Below are 20,572 nucleotides of genomic sequence, written 5' to 3'. Positions count from 1 at the left end.
AAAAGTCATGTTTCAGAAATTCATAGAAAGGCCGGTACTCTCCACCGTTATCTCCATCTTGTTGGTGATACTGGGTGTGTTAGGCCTAACCAAACTGCCCCTGCAACAGTTTCCGGATATTGCCCCGCCGGCAGTATTGGTTGCAGCTGTTTATCCCGGCGCAAACGCCGAAACCGTACTACGCTCTGTTGCACCATCGCTTGAGGAAGCTATTAATGGTGTGGAAAATATGAGCTACATGAGCTCAACCGCCAGTAACGATGGTTCATTAGCCATTACAGTTTACTTTAAACAAGGCACCAACCCCGATCAGGCCGCTGTAAACGTGCAAAACCGCGTAGCCCAGGCCACCAGCCAGTTACCGGCCGAGGTTATACAGCAAGGTATTACTACCACTAAACAGCAAAACAGTTTAATTGGCGCCGTGGGTATATATACCGAAGATCCAAAAAAATACGACCAGACATTTGTAGCTAACTACGCCCAAATCAACATCATCCCCGAAATTAAACGGATACCCGGTGTGGGCTCGGCCAGCATATTTGGTGGTGTTAAAGATTACTCAATGCGTGTATGGCTCAACCCGGGCCAAATGGCTGCCTACAAAATTACTCCTGCTGAGGTGATGGCTGCCATACAGGATAAAAATATTGAAGCAGCGCCGGGTAAACTGGGCGAGCGCAGCAAGGAAGTATTTGAATATGTTATCAAATATAAAGGCAAGCTTACCAAGCCAGAAGAGTATGGCAACATTGCTATACGTGCCAACGCCGATGGTTCGGTACTGCACTTAAAAGACGTAGCCCGTGTAGAGTTAGGCGCTTACTCTTACACCAGCGTGAGCCACCTGAACGGCCATGATGGTATTGCACTGGGTGTAATACAACTAGCCGGCTCTAACGCCAATGAAATTCAGATAGCGGTTGACAAGCTGATGGAAAAAGCATCGAAAGACTTTCCGGCAGGTATTAAATACAATAACTTTTACCGTACAAAAACCGCGCTCGATGAATCTATAAGCCAGGTTGAACATACTTTGATAGAGGCCTTTATACTGGTGTTTATCGTAGTGTTCATCTTTTTGCAGGATTTTCGTTCTACCTTAATTCCTGCCATTGCCGTTCCGGTAGCTATCTTAGGTACGTTCTTTTTCATGAATGTGTTCGGGTTCTCTATTAACCTGCTCACCCTGTTTGCACTGGTACTGGCCATTGGTATTGTGGTAGATGATGCCATTGTGGTAGTGGAGGCCGTACACGCCAAAATGGAGAACGAGCACCTGGCTCCAAAGGCTGCAACAACCTCGGCCATGCACGAAATTACAGGCGCTATTATTTCCATCACCTTAGTTATGGCGGCGGTATTTTTACCTGTTGGTTTTATGGATGGCTCAACCGGTATATTTTACCGTCAGTTCGCCTTCACCATGTCAATAGCCATTGTGATATCAGCTGTTAACGCTTTAACTTTAAGTCCGGCACTGGCAGCTTTGTTCTTAAAGAGCAATCACAGCCATAATGGCAACCCGGATGCTAAGAAAGGCTTTGTTCAGCGGTTTTACGCAGGTTTTAACAGCAGTTTTAACGCTTTAACCAATCGCTATGTTGGTGGCTTAAAGTTCCTGGTGCGTAACAAGTGGGCAAGTATGGCCGGTTTGGCTTTATTAACTGCCGTTACCATCTACATGGTTAAAAGCACCAAATCAGGCTTTATCCCTACAGAAGATCAAGGTTTCGTGGCTATTGCCGTATCAAGCCCTTCAGGTACATCGCTGGATGCGACTACCAAAATGCTGAATCAGGCCGAAGCCGAACTGCGTGCATTACCAGCTGCAAGGTTTGTGACTGCTATATCGGGCTTTAACCTGCTTACCAATTCTAACAGCCCTTCATCAGCTGTTGTGTTTGTGTTGCTAAAGGATAACAAAGAACGTGGCGAGGTGAAAGACATCAACGCTATACAAGACGTTATCAGAGGTAAGCTGGGTGCTATTTCAAAAGGCAGTTTCTTTGTGTTCAGTTTCCCTACCGTACCGGGTTTCAGTAACGTGGAAGCCTTGGATATGGTACTGCAGGATAAAACCGGTGGCAAGCTGGATAAGTTTAGCGGCGTAGCCAATAACTTTATTGGCAAGCTGATGCAAAAGCCGGCTATTGCCTACGCTTTCACATCTTTTAAAGCCGATTATCCGCAATTACAATTAGAGGTTAACGATGAAAAAGCCAACCAGCTTGGCGTAAACGTGAAAGACGTTTTACAAACTATGCAAGCCTACTTTGGTAGCGCCCAGGCATCAGATTTTAACCGCTTTGGTAAATACTACCGCGTGGTTGTACAAGCTGATATTGCTGACAAAACCGACCCTACATCTATTGATCGTGTGTTTGTTAAAAACAAGGCTGGCGAAATGGTGCCGATCAATACGCTGGTTAAACTAACCCGGGTTTATGGTTCTGAAACCGCCTCACGTTACAACTTGTTCAACTCTATACAAATTAACGCTATCCCAAAACCGGGCTTTAGCTCTGGTGATGCCATTAAAGCCATTGAGGAAACTGCCGCTGAACAACTACCGGCCGGTTTTACTTACCAGTTTTCTGGCCAAACCCGTGAGGAGATCTCATCGGGCGGTCAGTCAGCCGTAGTGTTTATGCTTTGTTTGGTGTTTGTTTACTTCCTGCTGGCTGCCCAGTACGAAAGTTACATCCTACCGTTGGCCATTATCCTATCAATTCCAACAGGTTTATTCGGTGTATTTGCAGCCATTGGCTTAACCGGTATCGAAAACAACATTTACGTACAGGTAGCCCTCATTATGCTCATTGGCTTGCTGGCTAAAAACGCTATTCTGATTGTAGAGTTTGCCTTGCAACGCCGCCGCAACCGTGCTGGTTTAATTGATGCCGCACTGGAAGGCGCCCGTTCACGTCTGCGCCCTATTATCATGACCTCGCTTGCATTCATCGCCGGTATGATTCCGATGATGACAGCTACAGGGCCGTCTGCTCAGGGTAACCATTCCATCAGTATTGGTGCAGCCGGCGGTATGCTCAGCGGTGTAGTGTTGGGCTTATTCATCATCCCGGTATTATTCGTAGTGTTCCAGCATTTGCAGGAGCGCATTAGTGGTGTGCCGGTAATTGTAAAACACCCCGATAATAACCATGGCCATGCGGTTGCCGTTCAACATGAAGTAAACCCCGCATAAAGATATAACCTTAAACACCTTGCTCTTCAAAAGCCCTCCCTATCGGGGAGGGTTTGGGAGGGGCTCTTAATGAACCATCATGAAAAAGCATATAAACGGATACCTTTTTGCAGCGTTGCTGCTGGTGCTGAGCGCCTGTAAGGTATCTAAGGATGTGCAGGTGCCTAATCAGCAACTGCCTACTTCCTACCGCTCAGCCACAGTAACCGATACCGCTTCTATAGCCCGGTTGCCCTGGAAAAGTTTCTTTACCGAAACTACCCTGCAAAACCTTCTCGATAGCGCTATAACCCGCAACAACGATTTGCAGATAGCAGTTAAAAATATCGAAGCAGCAGAGCTCACCTATAAACAATCCAAACTGGGTTACCTGCCCGCCGTAGGCGTAAATGTTACGGCTACCACCAACCGCCCGTCAGATAATAGCTTGAACGGACTAAGCCTGAACCAATTTCTGGGCAGCAAACACATTGAGGACTATACCGCTGCGGCTAACATTTCATGGGAGGCCGATATTTGGGGTAAGATCCGCAGTCGTAAGGCTGCAGCTTTAGCTTCATATCTGCAAACCGAAGAAGCGCGCAAAGCTATACAGACTCAAATTGTGGCCAGCGTATCGCAAGGATATTATAACCTGCTTATGCTGGATGCACAATTGGCTGTAGCCCGCAAAAATCTGCGGTTAAATGACAGTACTTTACGTATAGTTCGCCTGCAGTTTAACGCAGGCCAGGTAACCTCATTAGCCGTACAACAAACCGAGGCGCAGCAACTGGCCGCCGCACGTTTAATACCGCAATTTGAGCAGGATATCACCATTCAGGAGAATGCTTTGAGTATACTGGCCGGTAAATTACCTGCCGCTGTAATTCGCAGCCAAACCCTGGATGCCGTTCCGGTATCACCGGTATTATCGGCAGGTTTGCCATCAACCCTGCTAAGCCTGCGCCCTGATGTGCGCAGCGCCGAACTGGATGTGGCGCGCACCAATGCCGAGGTTGGCGTTACCAAAGCACAGCTGTATCCATCATTAACCATAACTGCGCAGGGTGGTGTAAACTCGTTCAGGGCCAGCAATTGGTTTAATATACCGGCCTCTTTATTCGGAACAGTAGCCGGTGGGTTAACGCAACCGCTGTTTCAGCGCGGGCAATTGAAAACACAGTATAATCTTGCCAAGGTAGAACGCGAAAAATCGATCATTCAATTCCGTCAGCAGGTATTGGTTGCTGTGGGTGAAGTATCTGACGCCTTAGTGCGTTTAGATAAACTGAACCAGCAACAAGCCATAATAGCTAACCGGGCACAAACCCTGCGCCAGGCTACCGGTAACGCGAGCCTGCTGTTTAAAAACGGGATGGCTAACTACCTGGAAGTAATAACTGCACAAAGCAATGTACTGCAAAGCGAACTGGAACTGGCTGCCATTAAAAAGGCGCAGCTTGATGCTACTGTCGATCTGTACCGCTCTGTTGGGGGCGGTTGGAGATAACCTTGCGTTGTAAATAGTGATAGTAGAGAGAGGGGACCTGCGAGTAATCGGGGTCCCTTTATTTTTAGGCAGTAACGGAGTTGCTTGTTTATAAAAGTTAACCACCTTATATTTACTATCCTAAAGATACTAATACCTTTAAGCTAATTTAATGGAAGAAATAACTGAAACACGCCTGCCAAACCGCCTTGCCCGTGAGGTGTGCCAAGCCAGCGTGGGTGCCGTACGGGATGCGCTTTATGTGCTGAGCGGCAAATGGAAACTGCCCTTAATTTTAGCGCTTTCTGAAGGCCCTCTGAGGTTTAAGGATATACAGCGCGCCTTAGGCGATATTACGCCCAAAATACTTTCTAAAGAATTAAAGGACCTCGAAATGAATGAGTTTGTGATACGGAGGGTTTATGATACTACGCCGGTTACGGTTACTTATGAAATTACACCCTACAGCCGGTCATTAGATAAGGTGCTTTCTGAGCTAAGACTATGGGGAATGCAACACCGCGAGCGTATAATAAGCAGTCGTCGCCAACAGCCTGCATAACTGTCATCAGGTTACACAAAACAGTGTAGCTGTAGAGAAAAAGTAAGCGTTTTAACGCTTAAACGCGGATTGCAGGTGCGGTTAAAGGTGTTGTAGATTATTACCCTAAATTTGCATCGCCTGAAAAAGCAAAACCCCTGGATTGCGCTATATTTATAACCGCTCAAAGTTAGCATTCAATCCGGGCACGATGGCCCCACACATTTAACAGTACAGTTGCGGCGCTGATATTACCGCTTAAACTTTCCCTAATTTCGGGCGATAGAGAAATCTTATTCGGTTAGTAGCGTTAATCAGGCTTAAGAAAATAGCCATGTCGCCAGCTTATAAATAAATAGCCTCCTCGGCTTAAAATGTATAAGTGTAGCTCACGCCATCAAAATCACACCTTTCCCGTCTTTTATTTAGAATAATTAAAAATAAGTTTGCTTTTTGATGACTTGTTTATATTTTTGGGCGTTATTTATAATAAGTCTAAATAAAATGAGTCAACGCCGTCAAACCTTAGTCTTTACCTTACTTTTCTTTCTGTTAGCTTCGGCCACAGCTTTTGGGCAAAGCCGCGGAACCATCAAAGGCAAAGTTTATACTTCTGATAATAAGCCGGCCGATAATGTATCCGTTAACCTGAAGGGAACACGTTACGGCACTATAACCAACGAGAACGGGGAGTACACTTTTAAGGCCCCGGCGGCATCTTATACCCTGTCGGTATCAGCCATCGGTTTATTACCTGCCGAGAAAGATGTAGCCGTTGTTGCCGGTAAATCGGTTACAGTCGATTTTATGTTACAGCAAAATGCACAGCAGCTAACCGAAGTAGCAATTAAAGCCAAAACAAAAAAATATAAGGTAGATAATCCATCACCTACACTGCGCCTTAACGAGCCATTACTGGAGGTGCCGCAAAACATCCAGGTAGTTACAGCCGATCAGTTGAAAGATCAGGTGGTATTTACCATGCTCGAAGGTGCATCGCGCAATGTAAGCGGTTTAACCATGCAGGAGCACTGGGGTAATTACGCCCGCATTAACGCCCGTGGCGATAGGTTGGCGCCTTTTCGTAACGGAATGAACATCGAAGCCACCTGGGGGCCATTGAACGAAGATATGTCGTTTGTTGACCGTATCGAGTTTGTTAAAGGTCCGGCTGGTTTTATGCTGGCCAACGGTAATCCGTCCGGCTTTTATAATGTAGTTACCAAAAAGCCTACGGGTGTAAACCGCCAGTCGTTTGATTTTACGGCAGGCAGCTTTAACACTTACCGGGCCACCGCCGATTTTGATGGCAATATAACCAGCAACGGTAAACTGCAATATCGCTTAAACCTGATGGGACAGCTAACAGAATCTTGGCGCCCTTATGATTTTACCAATCGTATGGCTATTGCACCGGTATTGCGCTATAAATTCAGCGATAAAACCATGCTGACCGCCGAGTATACTTACCAGCGCCAGCGTATGAATGCCTTTGGTACGGCTTACCTTTTTTCTACAAATGGTTATGAAAGCTTGTCGCGCAACTTCACCCTAGCGCCCGAAAATTCTCCAGCATCAGACATATACGATCATAGCGCTTTCTTAAACTTTGAGCACAAGTTTAACGATAAGTGGAAATTTACGGCCCAGGCAGCATATTTTAACTACAAGCAAAATGCTTACAGCTACTGGATAAATTATATACAAAATAATGGCGACCTTGACCGCAGCCTGGGCCTGTGGGATGCCAGCAACCGTAACAAATTTGCACAAGCCTTTGTAAACGGCGAAGTTAAAACGGGCACTGTGGTACACCGCATTTTGGGCGGGTTGGATTTTGGCGACAAATTTTACGTAGCCGATTATTTCCAGTCGGGCTCGCTTGATCCCGTTACGCCGTTTAACATAAATCACCCTAACAACGGCACAGTTGCAATGCCAACTTTTGACCGCACTAAGCCGCTTAGTGAGCGCGGTGCAGGCGCTACCAGTATGCAGCATTACCAATCGGTTTATGTGCAGGATGAACTGGGCTTTTTAAATCAGAAACTGCGCTTAACACTGGCTGGCCGTTTTACCCATGTTACGGCAGTTGAAGCTGGTGCTAACGACAGAAAAATAACACCACGTGTTGGCATAAGCTATTCTGTTAATGATGCCACTGCAGTATATGGTGTGTACGATCAGGCGTTTTTGCCGCAAACTGGTAATCTTGTTGGCGGAGGGAGCCCTGACCCTATTACAGGAAACAACCTTGAAGGCGGTATAAAACGCGATTGGTTCAACGGCAAATGGAGTACCTCGGTCTCGGTATATCAAATCACCAAAAACAACCAGTTAGTAGGGGATCCTAACAACCCAACCAGCGGACTGGTAGTACAACTGGGCCAAACCAAAACGCACGGCGTTGAGTTTGACGCCCGCGGCGAAATTGTAAGCGGCCTTAGCTTAATGGCCAACTATGCCTATACTAATTCTGAAATATCAAAAGATACCGACCCTGCCAATGTGGGTACTCCGGTACCCGGCTTTGCCAAACATGTTACCAATGCCTGGTTAAGCTACCGCGTACAAACAGGCTCTTTAAAAGGTTTGGGCTTATCGGCCGGTTACCAGTGGCAGCTTAACCGTATACCCTGGAGCCTGGGCGCAGGCACAGCTGATCTGCCCAACTACTTCCGCCTTGACGCTGCTGCATCCTACCAGATCAAAAAGTTAAGCTTTGCGGTAAACGTAAACAATATACTAAACACGTACCTGTACTCGGGCGGTAGCGAAAATTATTTAAGCCCAACAGGCAGCAGGGTTTACACCTGGCAGGCCGAGGCCCCGGCCGTAGTACGTGCCTCTATTGGTTACAGATTTTAACATTTAAGTTCCTTTTTTATATATCAACCCCCTTAATTAATGAATAAGCTATATACCAAATTACTTTTTACACTCATTTTAGTAGCTTTTGGTACAGCTGCAACCTTTGCGCAGCAAAACCGCGGCACTATAAAAGGTAAAATTTTAACATCCGATAACAAACCGGCCGATAATGTGTCAGTGGGCCTTCAAGGCACTAAGTATGGTACCATAACTTCTGATCATGGCGAATATAGCTTTAAGGCACCGGCTGGTTCATATACCTTGGTAGTATCATACGTTGGTATAAAACCTATTGAAACACAAGTTAATGTTACGGCCGGTCAAACCGTAACTGTGCCAACTGTTACCATTAGCAGTAATATGGCGCAGTTAGACGCGGTGAATATTACCTCAAATAAAATTAACAGGCTGGCCGCGCGTAAAAGCCCTTATGTGGCTAAGATGCCGTTGAGTAACCTCGAAAATCCGCAGGTTTTCAGCAGTGTTTCTAAAGAACTGCTGGCCGAGCAAATCACAACCAACTTTAACGATGCGCTAAAAAACACACCGGGGCTGGATAAGCTTTGGTCATCAACAGGCAGGGCAGGTGATGGTGCGGCATATTATACCTTACGTGGATTTACTATACAACCCTCGCTGATTGATGGTATTGCCGGCCTAACCAACGGCGACCTGGACCCGTCCAACATTGAAAGAATAGAGGTTATAAAAGGTCCGTCGGGTACGCTTTTTGGCGGTGCGTTAACTAACTTTGGCGGTTTAATCAACGTGGTAACTAAACGGCCAATTGATACGCTGGGTGGTAATATATCTTACTCAACCGGTAATTTTAGCCTAAGCCGTTTGCAGGCCGATGTATATGGTCCGCTGGATAAGAGCCAAAAACTGCTGGGCCGTGTAAATGCAGCATATCATTATCAAAATAGTTTTCAGGATGTAGGTTTCCGTAAATCATTCTTTGTAGCACCATCATTAGAGTTTCGTGCCAATGACAAGCTTACGCTGAACCTGAATGCTGAGTTTTACAATTACGAAGGCACTAACCCGCTAATGGTTTTCCTGAACCGCAGCAGGCAGCTCATTGCCCGTACACCGGCCGAACTTAACTTTGATTTTAAACGCTCATACACCGCTAATGATATTACCATTAAAACGCCTACTGTAAACGTACGCGGTGTGGCCACCTATAAAATGTCAGATCAGTGGACGTCGCAAACCAGCCTGTCACGCAGCTATCGTAAAACTGATGGTATTAACCAATATGTGATGTACATTGGCGCCAGTGATACTTTGCTAAACCGTTATGCCAGTATTCAGAACTCAACCAGCACGGTGGTTGATGTGCAGCAGAACTTTAACGGCGATTTTAAGATAGGCGGCTTACGCAACCGTATAGTAGTGGGTTTGGATTTCCTGAACCAGATTACGCATAACAACAATGCTCCATATATCCTATTCGATCAGGTTAATTCCTCGCGTAACGATCTGCGTTATGCAAATATCAACCAGTCATCAATAGTAACCCGCATTGGCGCCAGCACAGCCGGATATACCAAGAACCGCACCATTAGCAACGTTTACAGTGCCTATGCATCAGACGTTTTAAATGTGACCGACCGCTTGCTGGCCATGCTCAGCTTACGGGTAGACCGCTTTGATAACGACGGAACTTATAACCTGGCTACCAACCTTACAACGGGAGATTATAAGCAAACTGCCGTATCGCCAAAATTCGGCCTGGTTTACCAGCTGGTAAAAGATCAGGTTTCCCTTTTTGGTAACTACATGAATGGTTTCCGTAACGTGGCTCCGGTAACACAGCCCCTGCCCGATGTTTCGGGCGTATTTAAACCACAGCAGGCCAACCAGATTGAAGGCGGTGTAAAGGTAAACACTTTTAGAAACCGCTTAACCTTTACTGCAAGCTACTACGATATATCGGTTAAGAACATGACCCGTACCGAGCAAGTGGTACGGGGGACCCAAAGCTATAATATTACCGTACAAAACGGCACCCAAAAAAGTAAAGGCCTTGAGCTTGACATCATTGCCAACCCTATTGACGGGTTTAACCTGGTTGCCGGTTACAGTCATAATACCAGCAAGCTAACCGATGCCGACCCAACTGTACAAGGCCGCAGGCCGGTGAGTGCTGGTCCGGCCGATCTGGCTAACCTTTGGATTAGCTACACACAGCCAACCGGTAAATTAAGCGGCTTTGGTGTAGGCTTTGGCGGTAATTATGCTGGTAAAAACATTATTGCCAATGATACCCGCATAGGTGAGTTTACCTTGCCATCGTATACCGTATTGAATAGCACTATATTTTACAATGCCCGCCAGTACCGCTTAGGTATTAAGGTAGATAATTTAACCAATAAAGAATATTTTAAAGGATGGACAACCGTGGAGCCACAAATGCCTCGCAGCGTAGTAGCCAACCTGACGTTTAAATTTTAATAGCACCTTAAACGCTTAACATATGACTGCTTTTAAAAAAGCTGTGCTATTTGTTCACCGCTGGCTCGGATTTGTATCCGGGCTTGTGGTGTTTATAGTGAGCATTACCGGTTGTTTATTCTGTTTTCAGGACGAGATACAGGATGCTATATATGATTACCGAAAAGTAGCGGTAAGTAACGCGCCCTACCTTAAGCCTACTGACCTGCAGCAGGCCGCTTTAAAGCAGTTCCCTAAAGGTAAGGCGGGTATGGTGGCCTACATGGGCGCAGATCGGTCGGCACAGGTTCGCTTAACGGATGAAAAGAAGGCGCAGCACTTCATGTACTTCAATCCTTACACAGGTAAGTATTTGTCTGACGAAAATCCACGCACCAACTTTTTCATTATAGTAGAATTTATACATCTGTATCTGCTCCTCCCTCCTAAAATTGGCAAAGTGGTGGTAGGTGTGGCGGTGCTTATTTTTGTAATGCTAATGATTACCGGCATTGTGCTGTGGTGGCCTAAGCGCAAATCAGACCGCAAACGCAGCTTTACCGTAAAATGGAATGGTCGCTGGCGGCGTGTTAATTATGACCTTCATAATGTGCTGGGCTTTTATTCTACCGCTATAGCGCTCATATTAGCCATAACGGGCCTGTCCATGAGTTTTGAGTGGATGGAGAAAGGCATATACAAAGCCGGTAATTTGGGTAAAAGTTATGCTGCCGAGTTAAAAGAATTTAAATCAGACTCGCTTAACAAAGGAAACGTTGCACCAGAACCTATTATAGACAAAGCCTATGCTTACATACGCAAACAATCACCCAATGCCTTGATGTATATGCTGTATGAAGGTGCGGGGGCAGATGGGGCACTGCATGCCACCGCGTATGCACAACCGCTCAAATATGCTTTTAATGATTATTATACCTTTGATAAGTACACTGGCAAACTGCTCAATTACATGCCCCATGCTAAAAAAAGCACCGGCATGAAACTGAACAATATGAACTACGACATACACGTAGGTCAGATAGCTGGCTTGCCGGGCAAGATAATTGCTTTTATAGCTAGTTTGATTTGTGCCAGCCTGCCCATTACCGGGTTAATAATCTATTTGGGCAAACGCAAAAAGCCAAAGGCTAAACGCCTGCGCCAGGTAACACATCACAAATCACAGCGGCATTTGCAAGTGGTTACTGGTAAAAAGGCAGTTGGCGGGGCATAAACTGATATTAATGTTCTTAAAATCATAACAAAAAAATCACATAGTGTTTTATTTTCATTGTTGATATTTGAACCTTACAAATACAGGCTATAATGATAATAAAACGTTTGCTGTTGGCCGCTCTGGCCATAGCTCCTTTAATAAGCACTGCACAAAAAGCTAAAACCTCTGCCGCTGCAACTGCTGGCGTAGCCCGCCCCAAATTAGTTGTAGGGATTGTGGTAGATCAAATGCGCTGGGATTACCTGTACCGCTTTGCCGATCGTTACCAGGCCGGTGGCTTTAAGCGCATGCTGGGCGAAGGCTTTACCTGCGAAAATACACATATCGATTATCTGCCAACCGAAACTGGTCCGGGTCATAGCTGTATTTATACAGGTTCCGTACCGGCCATACATGGCATAGCAGCAAATAACTTTTATATACAGGCCACCGGCCGCAACATGTATTGCGCCGAGGATACTACCGTGCAAAGTGTGGGTACAACCTCTCCGGCCGGCATCATGTCGCCCCGTAACCTGCAGGCCAGCACTATTACTGATGAGCTGAAGCTGGCAACCAACTTCCGTTCAAAGGTTATTGGCATTGCGCTGAAAGATCGTGGCAGCATATTGCCTGCCGGCCATACGCCTGATGGCGCTTACTGGTTTGATGATGTTAGCGGTAACTTTATAACCAGCACTTATTACTTTAAAAACTTACCGGCATGGGTGCAAAAGTTTAATGAGCAAAAACTAGTTGGTACATACCTAACCAAGCCCTGGACAACACTTTACCCCATAGACACCTACAAGCAAAGCACTGCCGATAATGTGCCGTATGAAACGCCGTACAGAAGCGAAACAACGCCTACTTTTCCGCATAATTTGCCTGCCATTAAGGGAGCCGATTACGGTGCCATCCGCAGCACGCCGTTTGGTAACACCCTAACGCTAGATTTTGCCCGGGCCGCGTTAGATGCCGAGCAATTGGGCCGCGGTGCGCAAACCGACTTTTTAGCGGTGAGCTTATCATCAACCGATTATGTAGGCCACCAGTTTGGGCCAAATTCTATTGAGGCCGAAGATGTGTACCTGCGTTTAGACCGCGACCTGGCTGCATTTTTTACTTACCTGGATGCCAAAGTAGGCAAAGGTAATTATACGGTATTCCTCTCGGCCGATCATGGCGCAGCGCATAACAGCACTTTCCTGAAAGATCATAATATCCCAACCGGCTTATTTGATGGTAGTGTGGCTGTACGCGAGTTAAACCGTATGATAGAAGAACAGTACAAAGTTAAACGTGCGGTATTGGGGGTTGATAACTATCAGGTTAATTTTAACAACATAGCTATTACTAACAGCAAAGCTGATTTTGATAAAATAAAGCAAGACTGCATTAACTGGTTACGTAAGCAGGAAGGAGTATTGTATGCGGCAGATATGCAGAACATAGCCCAAGCCGGCATACCGGCAGAGCTGAAGGAGCGCATGGTTAACGGCTATAATGCCGAACGTAGCGGTGCCATACAACTTATACTGAAACCGGGCTGGTATGCGGGCCGCAACAAAACGGGCACCTCACATGGGGTTAGTTCACCTTATGATACGCATATACCGCTGGTATTTATGGGCTGGGGTGTAAAACATGGTGCTCTCAATAGAGATACGCATATGACAGATATATCGGCCACGCTGGCTGCTTTACTACATATTCAAATGCCGAGCGGTTGTATTGGTAAGGTGATACCGGAAGTATTGAAATAATTTATAGAAGGGAATAGGTTAGTTGAGTTATTCCCTTCTTACTTTTTGAACGAGCTTTTTTTTGAGGCCGTAGCGTTTACCTAACGCTTAAAGAAGTTTTTAATCTTCTTGAAAATATCTTCCTTACGGGGTTTGGGTTGGCCGTCGTGCGTTAGTTGGTTTTGATAGTGATGCAGTAATTGAGCGGCATAGGCCTGCTGTTCAACTCCAGCTTGCTGTAGCGGTTTTATATAAGGAAGTACGTTATCCTGTAACATGCTATTGCCCGATACAGTATGGTACTCGCTCCTCATTATTTGCACCTGGTTTTGATTAATAGCCTGCTGGCCGTTCTGTGCAAAGTAATCGATATGGTATATCTGCGGATCGAGCTTTTTGAGGCGCTTGGTGCCTTTGCGCTCGTTGCGCCAGGGATGCTCACCCTTGTGCAATTGCTGAATCAGGAATTCCTTTTCCCAAACTGTAACCTGGTGCGACATCAAATAGCCGGATGTTTTATTGTCGAGCAAGCCTATATTAAAGCCTTCTATATAATAAGGTGTAGGATGCGTTTTGTAAATATCGGCGCTATCTAACTTTACTTGTTGCCATTGGTTATGGGCCATTAATGCAAATAGCTCATTAAAAAAGCTGCTGCTTACTGGCCGGTTCAACCACATATCTTCCTGAAAGTAGATGACATACTTTTCGGTGATTACATTTTGCAGCAGGTGGCGCAGCCTGTCGGCCCACTCGCCCCGGCCCGATTTGATGTTGGCAAAGTGGGGCAAACTTACGCTCACTTCCTCTGTAGCAAAATAGTAGTTACACTGCGTGTCGAAATCCCAGTTTTGGTTAAAAAAATAACTAAACCCATCATACAGAAAACGGTAACGGTCACAGGTGTGCACCAGTAGCGCTACGTTATGTTGGGTATGGTTATTATTCATTGTACCTTTGGCGCTGGCGGAGTTAAAGTTGTTTGTAAACACATATACCAGCTAAGCCGGTTTGTGTTTACAAACATAGTATTTGCCTGGTAAAGGCGTTTAGTCAAAAACAAAATATGTCATCACACCATATCGTACGCGAAAAGCAGGAGCCTGCTCTATTGATAGCAGGCTTAAGCACCTTTACCGATGAGGAACTGGGCCAGTTGTTAGAGTGGAGCCCCACCGTGATAGCCACACTGCCCGTAGCCGAACAGCTGGCTGTGTATGGCATTAAAATAGATTATATTGTTAGTGATGGGGTAAGCGGCGACTTGCAATCAGATGTACAATATATCCATACCAACGGCCAGTCCTGGTTGCAGGCCGCTTTCCATTTCCTGGTAACAAAAGGCTATCCTGCTGTTAACATTGTAGCCGACGAGTTAGATCTTCGCGTCTATGAAAGCTATGTTGCCCAAATTAACGTGGTCATCTTCTATAAGCACCAAAAAATTTATGCCATAACTTCTGGTTTTCGCAAATGGAAACCTGCAGGCGAAACGGTTACCCTATTAACGGTTGATACGCCTGTAAATACGGAAGGCCTTCAGCAATTATCAGCACAAGCCTACCAAACCCAGGCGGACGGCTTTATTAGCTTGACGTTTGATGCGCCCAGTATTTTTATAGCTGAGGTGTATTAGCCTTGAGCACCTAAAGCTAAAATGCACAATCAACGGCGTGTTTTTGGATATCAACTCTTGACTATATGTTCTAAAATTGATTTAAATATCAAACCTGTCGCGCAACATTTCCCCGTTTGAGCGGCTGGAGGTAAGTTTGCTGCCTGTGGCGTTGTTCATTACAAAAACCATTGCGCCGTTAAACCCCTTGCGTATCTCCTTAATATGATCGGTGTTAATAATAGAACTACGGTGAATGCGTACAAAGCGTTCGGGTAGTTTTTCTTCCAACCCGGTAATGGTAAAATCGGTAAGGTGCTTTTTGCCATCACTGGTATGCAAAAAAACGTATTTGTCTTCGGCCTCTATATAAATAATGTCATCCAGCTTAATAAGCAGTATCTTATCACCTATTTTTACGGTGAGTGTTTTAATGTCTTTTTTAACAAAAAGCTGCTGCATTAAGGCTTCTAACGGCAGGGCGGGGGCGGGCTGCTGCATAGTTTGCCTTAGCTTTTTAACCGTTTTTTCCAGGCGTTCGGTTTCAATAGGTTTCAGCAGGTAATCTATCGAGTCTTCCTCAAATGCCTTAATGGCATACTGATCGTAAGCGGTAGTAAAAATAACTTTGGGTTGGTGCTGCAAGCGGCTCAGCATTTCAAAGCCATTAAGCAATGGCATTTCAACATCTAAAAATATCAGTTCAGGCTTTAACTCGTCAACTTGCTCCAGGCCGTCAGCACCGTTTACGGCCTCGCCAATAATTTCAAACTCTTCAAAAGGTTTAAGCAGTCGTTTCAGGCGCTGGCGTGCCAGTTGTTCATCATCTATAATTAAGGTTTTCCAGGTTTTCATATACAAGTTAAAAAAGGACGGTTAATTAAATAATAGGCAAGCTTAAAAAAATGTGCTTCCGCGGGGTGTTGATGAGCTGCATTTCGTAACCTTCACCATAGAGTAGGTTGAGCTTGTCATAAGTACTTTGCATGCCATAGCCCATGTTCAGTTCGTCTGGAAAGGGCGGGCCGTTGTCTACCACTTCTATAATCAGTTTGTGGTTTTGCTGTTTGAGGTTTACCTCGAGTATGCCGTTTTTGGCAGTATGGTTAAGTCCGTGTTTAAGGGCATTCTCCACCAGTGGCTGGACCAGAAAGCGAGGTATACGTTTATCAAGTAAATTGTTATCAATGCTCGAAGTAAAGCTAATGCGATCGCCAAAGCGTACCTTTTCAATATCCAGGTAGGTATTTACAATTTCCATTTCATCTTTCACTAAAGCCATGTTTTCCTGCTGCGAATTAATGCTGTACCTAAAAAGCTTAGATAGTTTAAGTGTCATGTCCTCGGCTTTATCGGCATCCTCATGTATAAGGCTGGCTATTGAGTTAAGTGAGTTGTATAAAAAATGCGGATTGATTTTAGATTGCAGTGTTTGCAGTTCAGCTTGTGTTTTTAATTGCTTCAGGCGCGCCAGATCCAACTCCTTTTCTTTAATCTGTGCATTCATAGTGGCTTTTTGGGCCATATAAAAATAAATAATGGTGCCTACAATGAGCACAACGATGAAGGTGAACTTGTAATCGTTAAAATGAGCAAGCGGAACGTACTTCAGGTGAAAAATGAGCGATACGAAGAAATAAGAAAGCTCCACACCGATAAGCATACCCAACAGATTGCATACATAGTATACCAGAATGAATTGCCACAGATTAACCTTTTTTTTAGGTTTAAGGAAGCATTGGTACAAGTAAACACTGTTGGTTATGCTTAGGGTAATAACAATGCTAAACATAATGGTCATCAGTATATCCTTGGTGGCCATTATTCTTTCCCTAAACACGGATTGCACTGCACATAAACACAGCCCTACAATAACTCCTATAGCAGCATTGTTGCGGTTAAGCTTTAAGAAGGAGCCGCTATAATAACTGTAATCACCTTTCATATAAGGCAAATCTGCCAAAAACAATTTAAAATTGTAACTAAAGTTGGATGGATGGTTAAGATAGTTGGATGAACGGTTAGGATGAAAAAGGGCAAAATTTTTAAGAAATCCTCTAAAAATGGAAATCTGTGTCTGTTTATACTGTATTTTGATTTTATTTTGTGCGTTTTGTTATAAATTGGGTAAAATAATAACAGTTATTGCAAAATATTTGAGTGTTTTTTACAAAAGGATAAAAAATAGTGAATTTTAATTGGGTTTTTGTGTGAATAGTTCTACATTGTTCCCGATTAACTAAACTATTAACTGATGAAAAAAACTTTACAAAGATTTTTGTGGGTTTTGCTGCTTATAGGTGGTCATGCCTATGCACAAACCCGAACTGTAATTGGTACAGTTACCAGTAAAGCCGATGGCCTCGCCTTACCCGGCGTGAGTGTAATGGTGAAAGGCTCCAAAACAGGAACGCAAACCGGTCCGGATGGTACGTACAACATTAAAGTTGCCAGTGGGCAAGCCTTGGTGTTTACATTCATTGGTTTCGAAAGCCAAACCATCACACCAAGCAACGACAGGCAAAATGTAGCCTTGGTTGGTTCGGCCAGCGCGCTGAATGAAGTTGTGGTAACCGGCTACGGTACCCAAACCAGGAGAGCTGCCGTAGGTAGCGTTGCCAGTGTAAAGGGCGCTTCCATTTCACAATTGCCGGTACAAAGTTTTGACCAGGCCCTGGCCGGTAGAGCAACAGGTGTACAAATTACCATACCTACAGGCGTGCTGAACTCACCTCCGGTCTTCCGTATCCGCGGTACAAACTCAATTTCGTTAAGCTCGCAGCCAATCTTTGTTATTGACGGGCAAGTAGTTTTTACGGGCGATGTTAGCTTAACCTCATCAGCTGGTAATGCCTTGTCAAACATCAATCCAAATGATATTGAAAGTATTGAGGTTGCCAAAGATGCTGCCGCTACAGCGTTATATGGTAGCCGGGCAGCCAACGGTGTGGTGTTTGTAACCACTAAAAAAGGTAAAGTAGGCAAACCAATAGTTAACTACAATGGCTGGGTGGGCTTTACTAACCCGTATCGTTTACCCGATATGATGAACGCCGTTGAGTATACGAATTATAAAAACACGGCTATTGCCAACGCAAGAGCTATACGTCCGGGTTCTGTAGCAGCATCTGCGGTAGCTATACCTGGTACTAACCCAACGCAGTTTTACCCTCAGGAGTTCAGGTTGCAATACGATGCCAACGGAAACGTAGTAGATACCGATTGGCAAAAAGTTGTTTACCGTCAGGGTGTATCACAAAATCATAACGTAAACATTTCGGGCGCTAATGATAATACCAGTTATTATGCTTCATTTGGCTATACCAATCAAAAAGGTATATACAACAAAAACGATTACAAGCGTATTAATACCATTTTTAGCCTGGATAGCAAGATAAATAAAGTGCTTACTGCCGGTGGTAAGTTCACCTATTCAAACGAAAAGAACCTGGCTGCGGTTTCTTCAGGTTCGTTAAATGAAGAAGCCTACGGCACAGCCGGCTTAGGCCGTACAGCCATGGTAACAGCGCCCAATGTTTCACCCTACAACGCTGATGGCTCTTACAACATTGGCACGCAATATATAGGCCCGGGCGCCAACTACCTGGCAGGTAACCAGGCTGGTTTCTACAACCCTGTGCCTTTGTTCGATTTAAACCGTTCAAACAACGAAATTAACCATGCACAAGGTAACGTTTATGCACAATTGAAGCCGGTGAGCTGGGTTAATCTTCGGTCGTTGTACAGTATTGATTACATCGATAGCGATAATGATCTTTTTGGTAACCCTATACACGGTGATGCGGTATCGACCGTGGGTTCAGCTACCGGTGCTTTCAGAAAATATGCCCGCCAAACCTGGACAAACACTGCACAGTTCGACTACACTTTTGCTACTAAACATAGTGTGAGTTTACTAGCAGGACAGGAACAACAGTTTACTTCAACCAGGGGATACGGCATTAACCGCCAGGGTTTGGCTGATTTAGATTTTAATGTGGTACAGGCAGGTGGTTATGCAACCAACTTGTCTACCAGTCAAATTATTTCTTCCAACTATCTGGCATCATTCTTTGGTCGCTTAAACTATAACTTCGATCAGAAATATTTTATAAGCGGTAACATACGCGAGGATAATTACTCGGGTTTAGGTGTTAAAAAGGGTACGTTTTATGGTGTGGGTGCCAAGTGGGAAATAGCTCGTGAATCCTTCTGGACAGGTGCCGGTTTAGATAAAGTGTTCAGCTCGTTCCAGGTTAAAGGTAGCTATGGTAAGGTGGGCAATATAGCCGGTTTAGGTAGTTATGATTACTTGTCAACATTTGGTTCTGGTACTTACGCCGGCATTCCGTCTTTATCGTTTTCTGCTGCAGGTAATAACGTATTGCAGTGGGAAACCAGTAAGAAAACAGACGTTGGTATCAACTTCGGTATGTTTGGTGACCGCTTAACCGGTGAAATCACATACTACAAGAATGATATTGATAATTTAATTCTTCGCGTACCTCAACCGCCTTCTGCAGGGTTTCCAAATAGTATCTTACAAAATGTTGGCACCATGTACAACAAAGGTATTGAGTTGACATTAGGCGGTGTACCTATTCAAACCAAAGAGTTTAACTGGACCAGCAACTTCAACATTACTTTAAATAAAAACCTGGTTACTTCACTGGCAAATGGTTTAACGGAAATAGTTACAGCAACAGGTACTACAACTACCGGTGAGAATGTAAACTATACCACAGTTGGTAAATCATTAGGATATTTAAAGGTAGTGCGTACAGGTGGTGTGGATCCGCAAACAGGCCGAAGAATATTTTACAACGCAGCCGGTCGTGCTGTAACTTATCAGCACATTGTTCCAACAGGCGGTTCGCTATGGAACTATTTAGACAACGGTGCACCAGCTACGGCTATCACTGCTGCTGATGCAGTTTATTATCAAAATTCTATTCCTAAATGGGTAGGTGGTTTTGACAATACTTTCAGATATAAAGGCTTTGACCTGAATGTGTTATTGACTTACCAGCTTGGTTTTTATGTGTCTTACGGCTCAAACGCTACATTGCACGATCAGCGTTTCTGGAACAACACTACCGACCTTTTGGATTACTGGACTAAACCTGGCGATGTTAAAGATGCGGTTAGACCAATATATGGTGATAACGTATCTTATGGCAACACCCTTCCAAGTGATTTCAACATATTTAAGGGCGATTTTGTGAAGTTGAAAAACGTTACGTTAGGGTATAATCTACCTAAATCAATTGCCTCAAAAATAAAAGTTAACAATGCCCGCATATATGTAAGCGGTCAAAATTTGGCTATCGCTACTAAATATCCTGGTCCGGATCCGGAAGTTGCCTCCAACGGAACAAGTTCTTCTGGTCAGGGATCTGACAGAAACGGTGGCCCTAACGCCCGTACCATTACATTCGGTGTGAATTTCGGGTTTTAATTATTGTT

Annotated in this window: 12 protein-coding genes; 9 read left to right on the top strand and 3 right to left on the bottom strand. The window is 44.7% G+C overall.

The window, feature by feature from the left end:
• Nucleotides 1–7 precede the first annotated feature (7 nt).
• The 7 genes from ABDD94_RS20900 (at nucleotide 8) to pafA (ending at nucleotide 13,512) form a co-directional block, all read left to right on the top strand.
• Nucleotides 8–3,208, top strand: a complete 3,201-nt coding sequence (locus ABDD94_RS20900; protein WP_345950160.1) for an efflux RND transporter permease subunit — start codon at nucleotides 8–10, stop codon at nucleotides 3,206–3,208.
• 79 nt (nucleotides 3,209–3,287) lie between these two features.
• A complete protein-coding gene (locus ABDD94_RS20895) occupies nucleotides 3,288–4,700 on the top strand; it encodes a TolC family protein (RefSeq protein ID WP_345953861.1) in 1,413 nt (470 codons plus the stop codon).
• Between the two features lie 151 nt (nucleotides 4,701–4,851).
• On the top strand, nucleotides 4,852–5,241 hold the full coding sequence (locus ABDD94_RS20890; RefSeq protein ID WP_345950162.1) for a helix-turn-helix domain-containing protein: 390 nt from the start codon (nucleotides 4,852–4,854) through the stop codon (nucleotides 5,239–5,241).
• A gap of 483 nt (nucleotides 5,242–5,724) precedes the next feature.
• Nucleotides 5,725–8,088, top strand: coding sequence for a TonB-dependent receptor (locus ABDD94_RS20885; protein ID WP_345953860.1), 2,364 nt, complete (start codon nucleotides 5,725–5,727; stop codon nucleotides 8,086–8,088).
• A 39-nt stretch (nucleotides 8,089–8,127) separates the two neighbouring features.
• Nucleotides 8,128–10,551: a TonB-dependent receptor gene (locus ABDD94_RS20880; protein WP_345953859.1), complete on the top strand. Its 2,424-nt coding sequence runs from the start codon at nucleotides 8,128–8,130 to the stop codon at nucleotides 10,549–10,551.
• 22 nt (nucleotides 10,552–10,573) lie between these two features.
• On the top strand, nucleotides 10,574–11,764 hold the full coding sequence (locus ABDD94_RS20875) for a PepSY-associated TM helix domain-containing protein (protein ID WP_345953858.1): 1,191 nt from the start codon (nucleotides 10,574–10,576) through the stop codon (nucleotides 11,762–11,764).
• A gap of 92 nt (nucleotides 11,765–11,856) precedes the next feature.
• On the top strand, nucleotides 11,857–13,512 hold the full coding sequence (gene pafA, locus ABDD94_RS20870; protein WP_345953857.1) for an alkaline phosphatase PafA: 1,656 nt from the start codon (nucleotides 11,857–11,859) through the stop codon (nucleotides 13,510–13,512).
• Between the two features lie 80 nt (nucleotides 13,513–13,592).
• Here pafA and ABDD94_RS20865 read toward each other — a convergent pair whose 3' ends face one another.
• A complete protein-coding gene (locus ABDD94_RS20865) occupies nucleotides 13,593–14,441 on the bottom strand; it encodes a hypothetical protein (RefSeq protein ID WP_345953856.1) in 849 nt (282 codons plus the stop codon).
• A gap of 116 nt (nucleotides 14,442–14,557) precedes the next feature.
• On the opposite strand from ABDD94_RS20865, the gene ABDD94_RS20860 reads away from it, so the two are divergent.
• Nucleotides 14,558–15,127, top strand: coding sequence for a thiamine pyrophosphokinase (locus ABDD94_RS20860; protein WP_345953855.1), 570 nt, complete (start codon nucleotides 14,558–14,560; stop codon nucleotides 15,125–15,127).
• A gap of 81 nt (nucleotides 15,128–15,208) precedes the next feature.
• Here the strand turns inward: ABDD94_RS20860 and ABDD94_RS20855 are convergent, their stop codons facing one another.
• Both ABDD94_RS20855 and ABDD94_RS20850 read right to left on the bottom strand, forming a co-directional pair.
• A complete protein-coding gene (locus tag ABDD94_RS20855) occupies nucleotides 15,209–15,961 on the bottom strand; it encodes a LytTR family transcriptional regulator DNA-binding domain-containing protein (protein ID WP_345953854.1) in 753 nt (250 codons plus the stop codon).
• A gap of 25 nt (nucleotides 15,962–15,986) precedes the next feature.
• Entirely contained in the window at nucleotides 15,987–17,051 is a 1,065-nt protein-coding gene (locus tag ABDD94_RS20850; protein ID WP_345953853.1) for a histidine kinase, read from the bottom strand.
• 309 nt (nucleotides 17,052–17,360) lie between these two features.
• On the opposite strand from ABDD94_RS20850, the gene ABDD94_RS20845 reads away from it, so the two are divergent.
• Complete coding sequence (locus ABDD94_RS20845; protein ID WP_345953852.1) at nucleotides 17,361–20,564, top strand: SusC/RagA family TonB-linked outer membrane protein; 3,204 nt, start codon at nucleotides 17,361–17,363, stop codon at nucleotides 20,562–20,564.
• Nucleotides 20,565–20,572: the final 8 nt, after the last annotated feature.

This window comes from Mucilaginibacter sp. PAMB04168, assembly GCF_039634365.2.
In the GTDB taxonomy this organism is placed as follows: domain Bacteria; phylum Bacteroidota; class Bacteroidia; order Sphingobacteriales; family Sphingobacteriaceae; genus Mucilaginibacter.
Note: the sequence above shows the minus strand (reverse complement) of the source record. Positions and strands in the feature narration are given on the sequence as shown.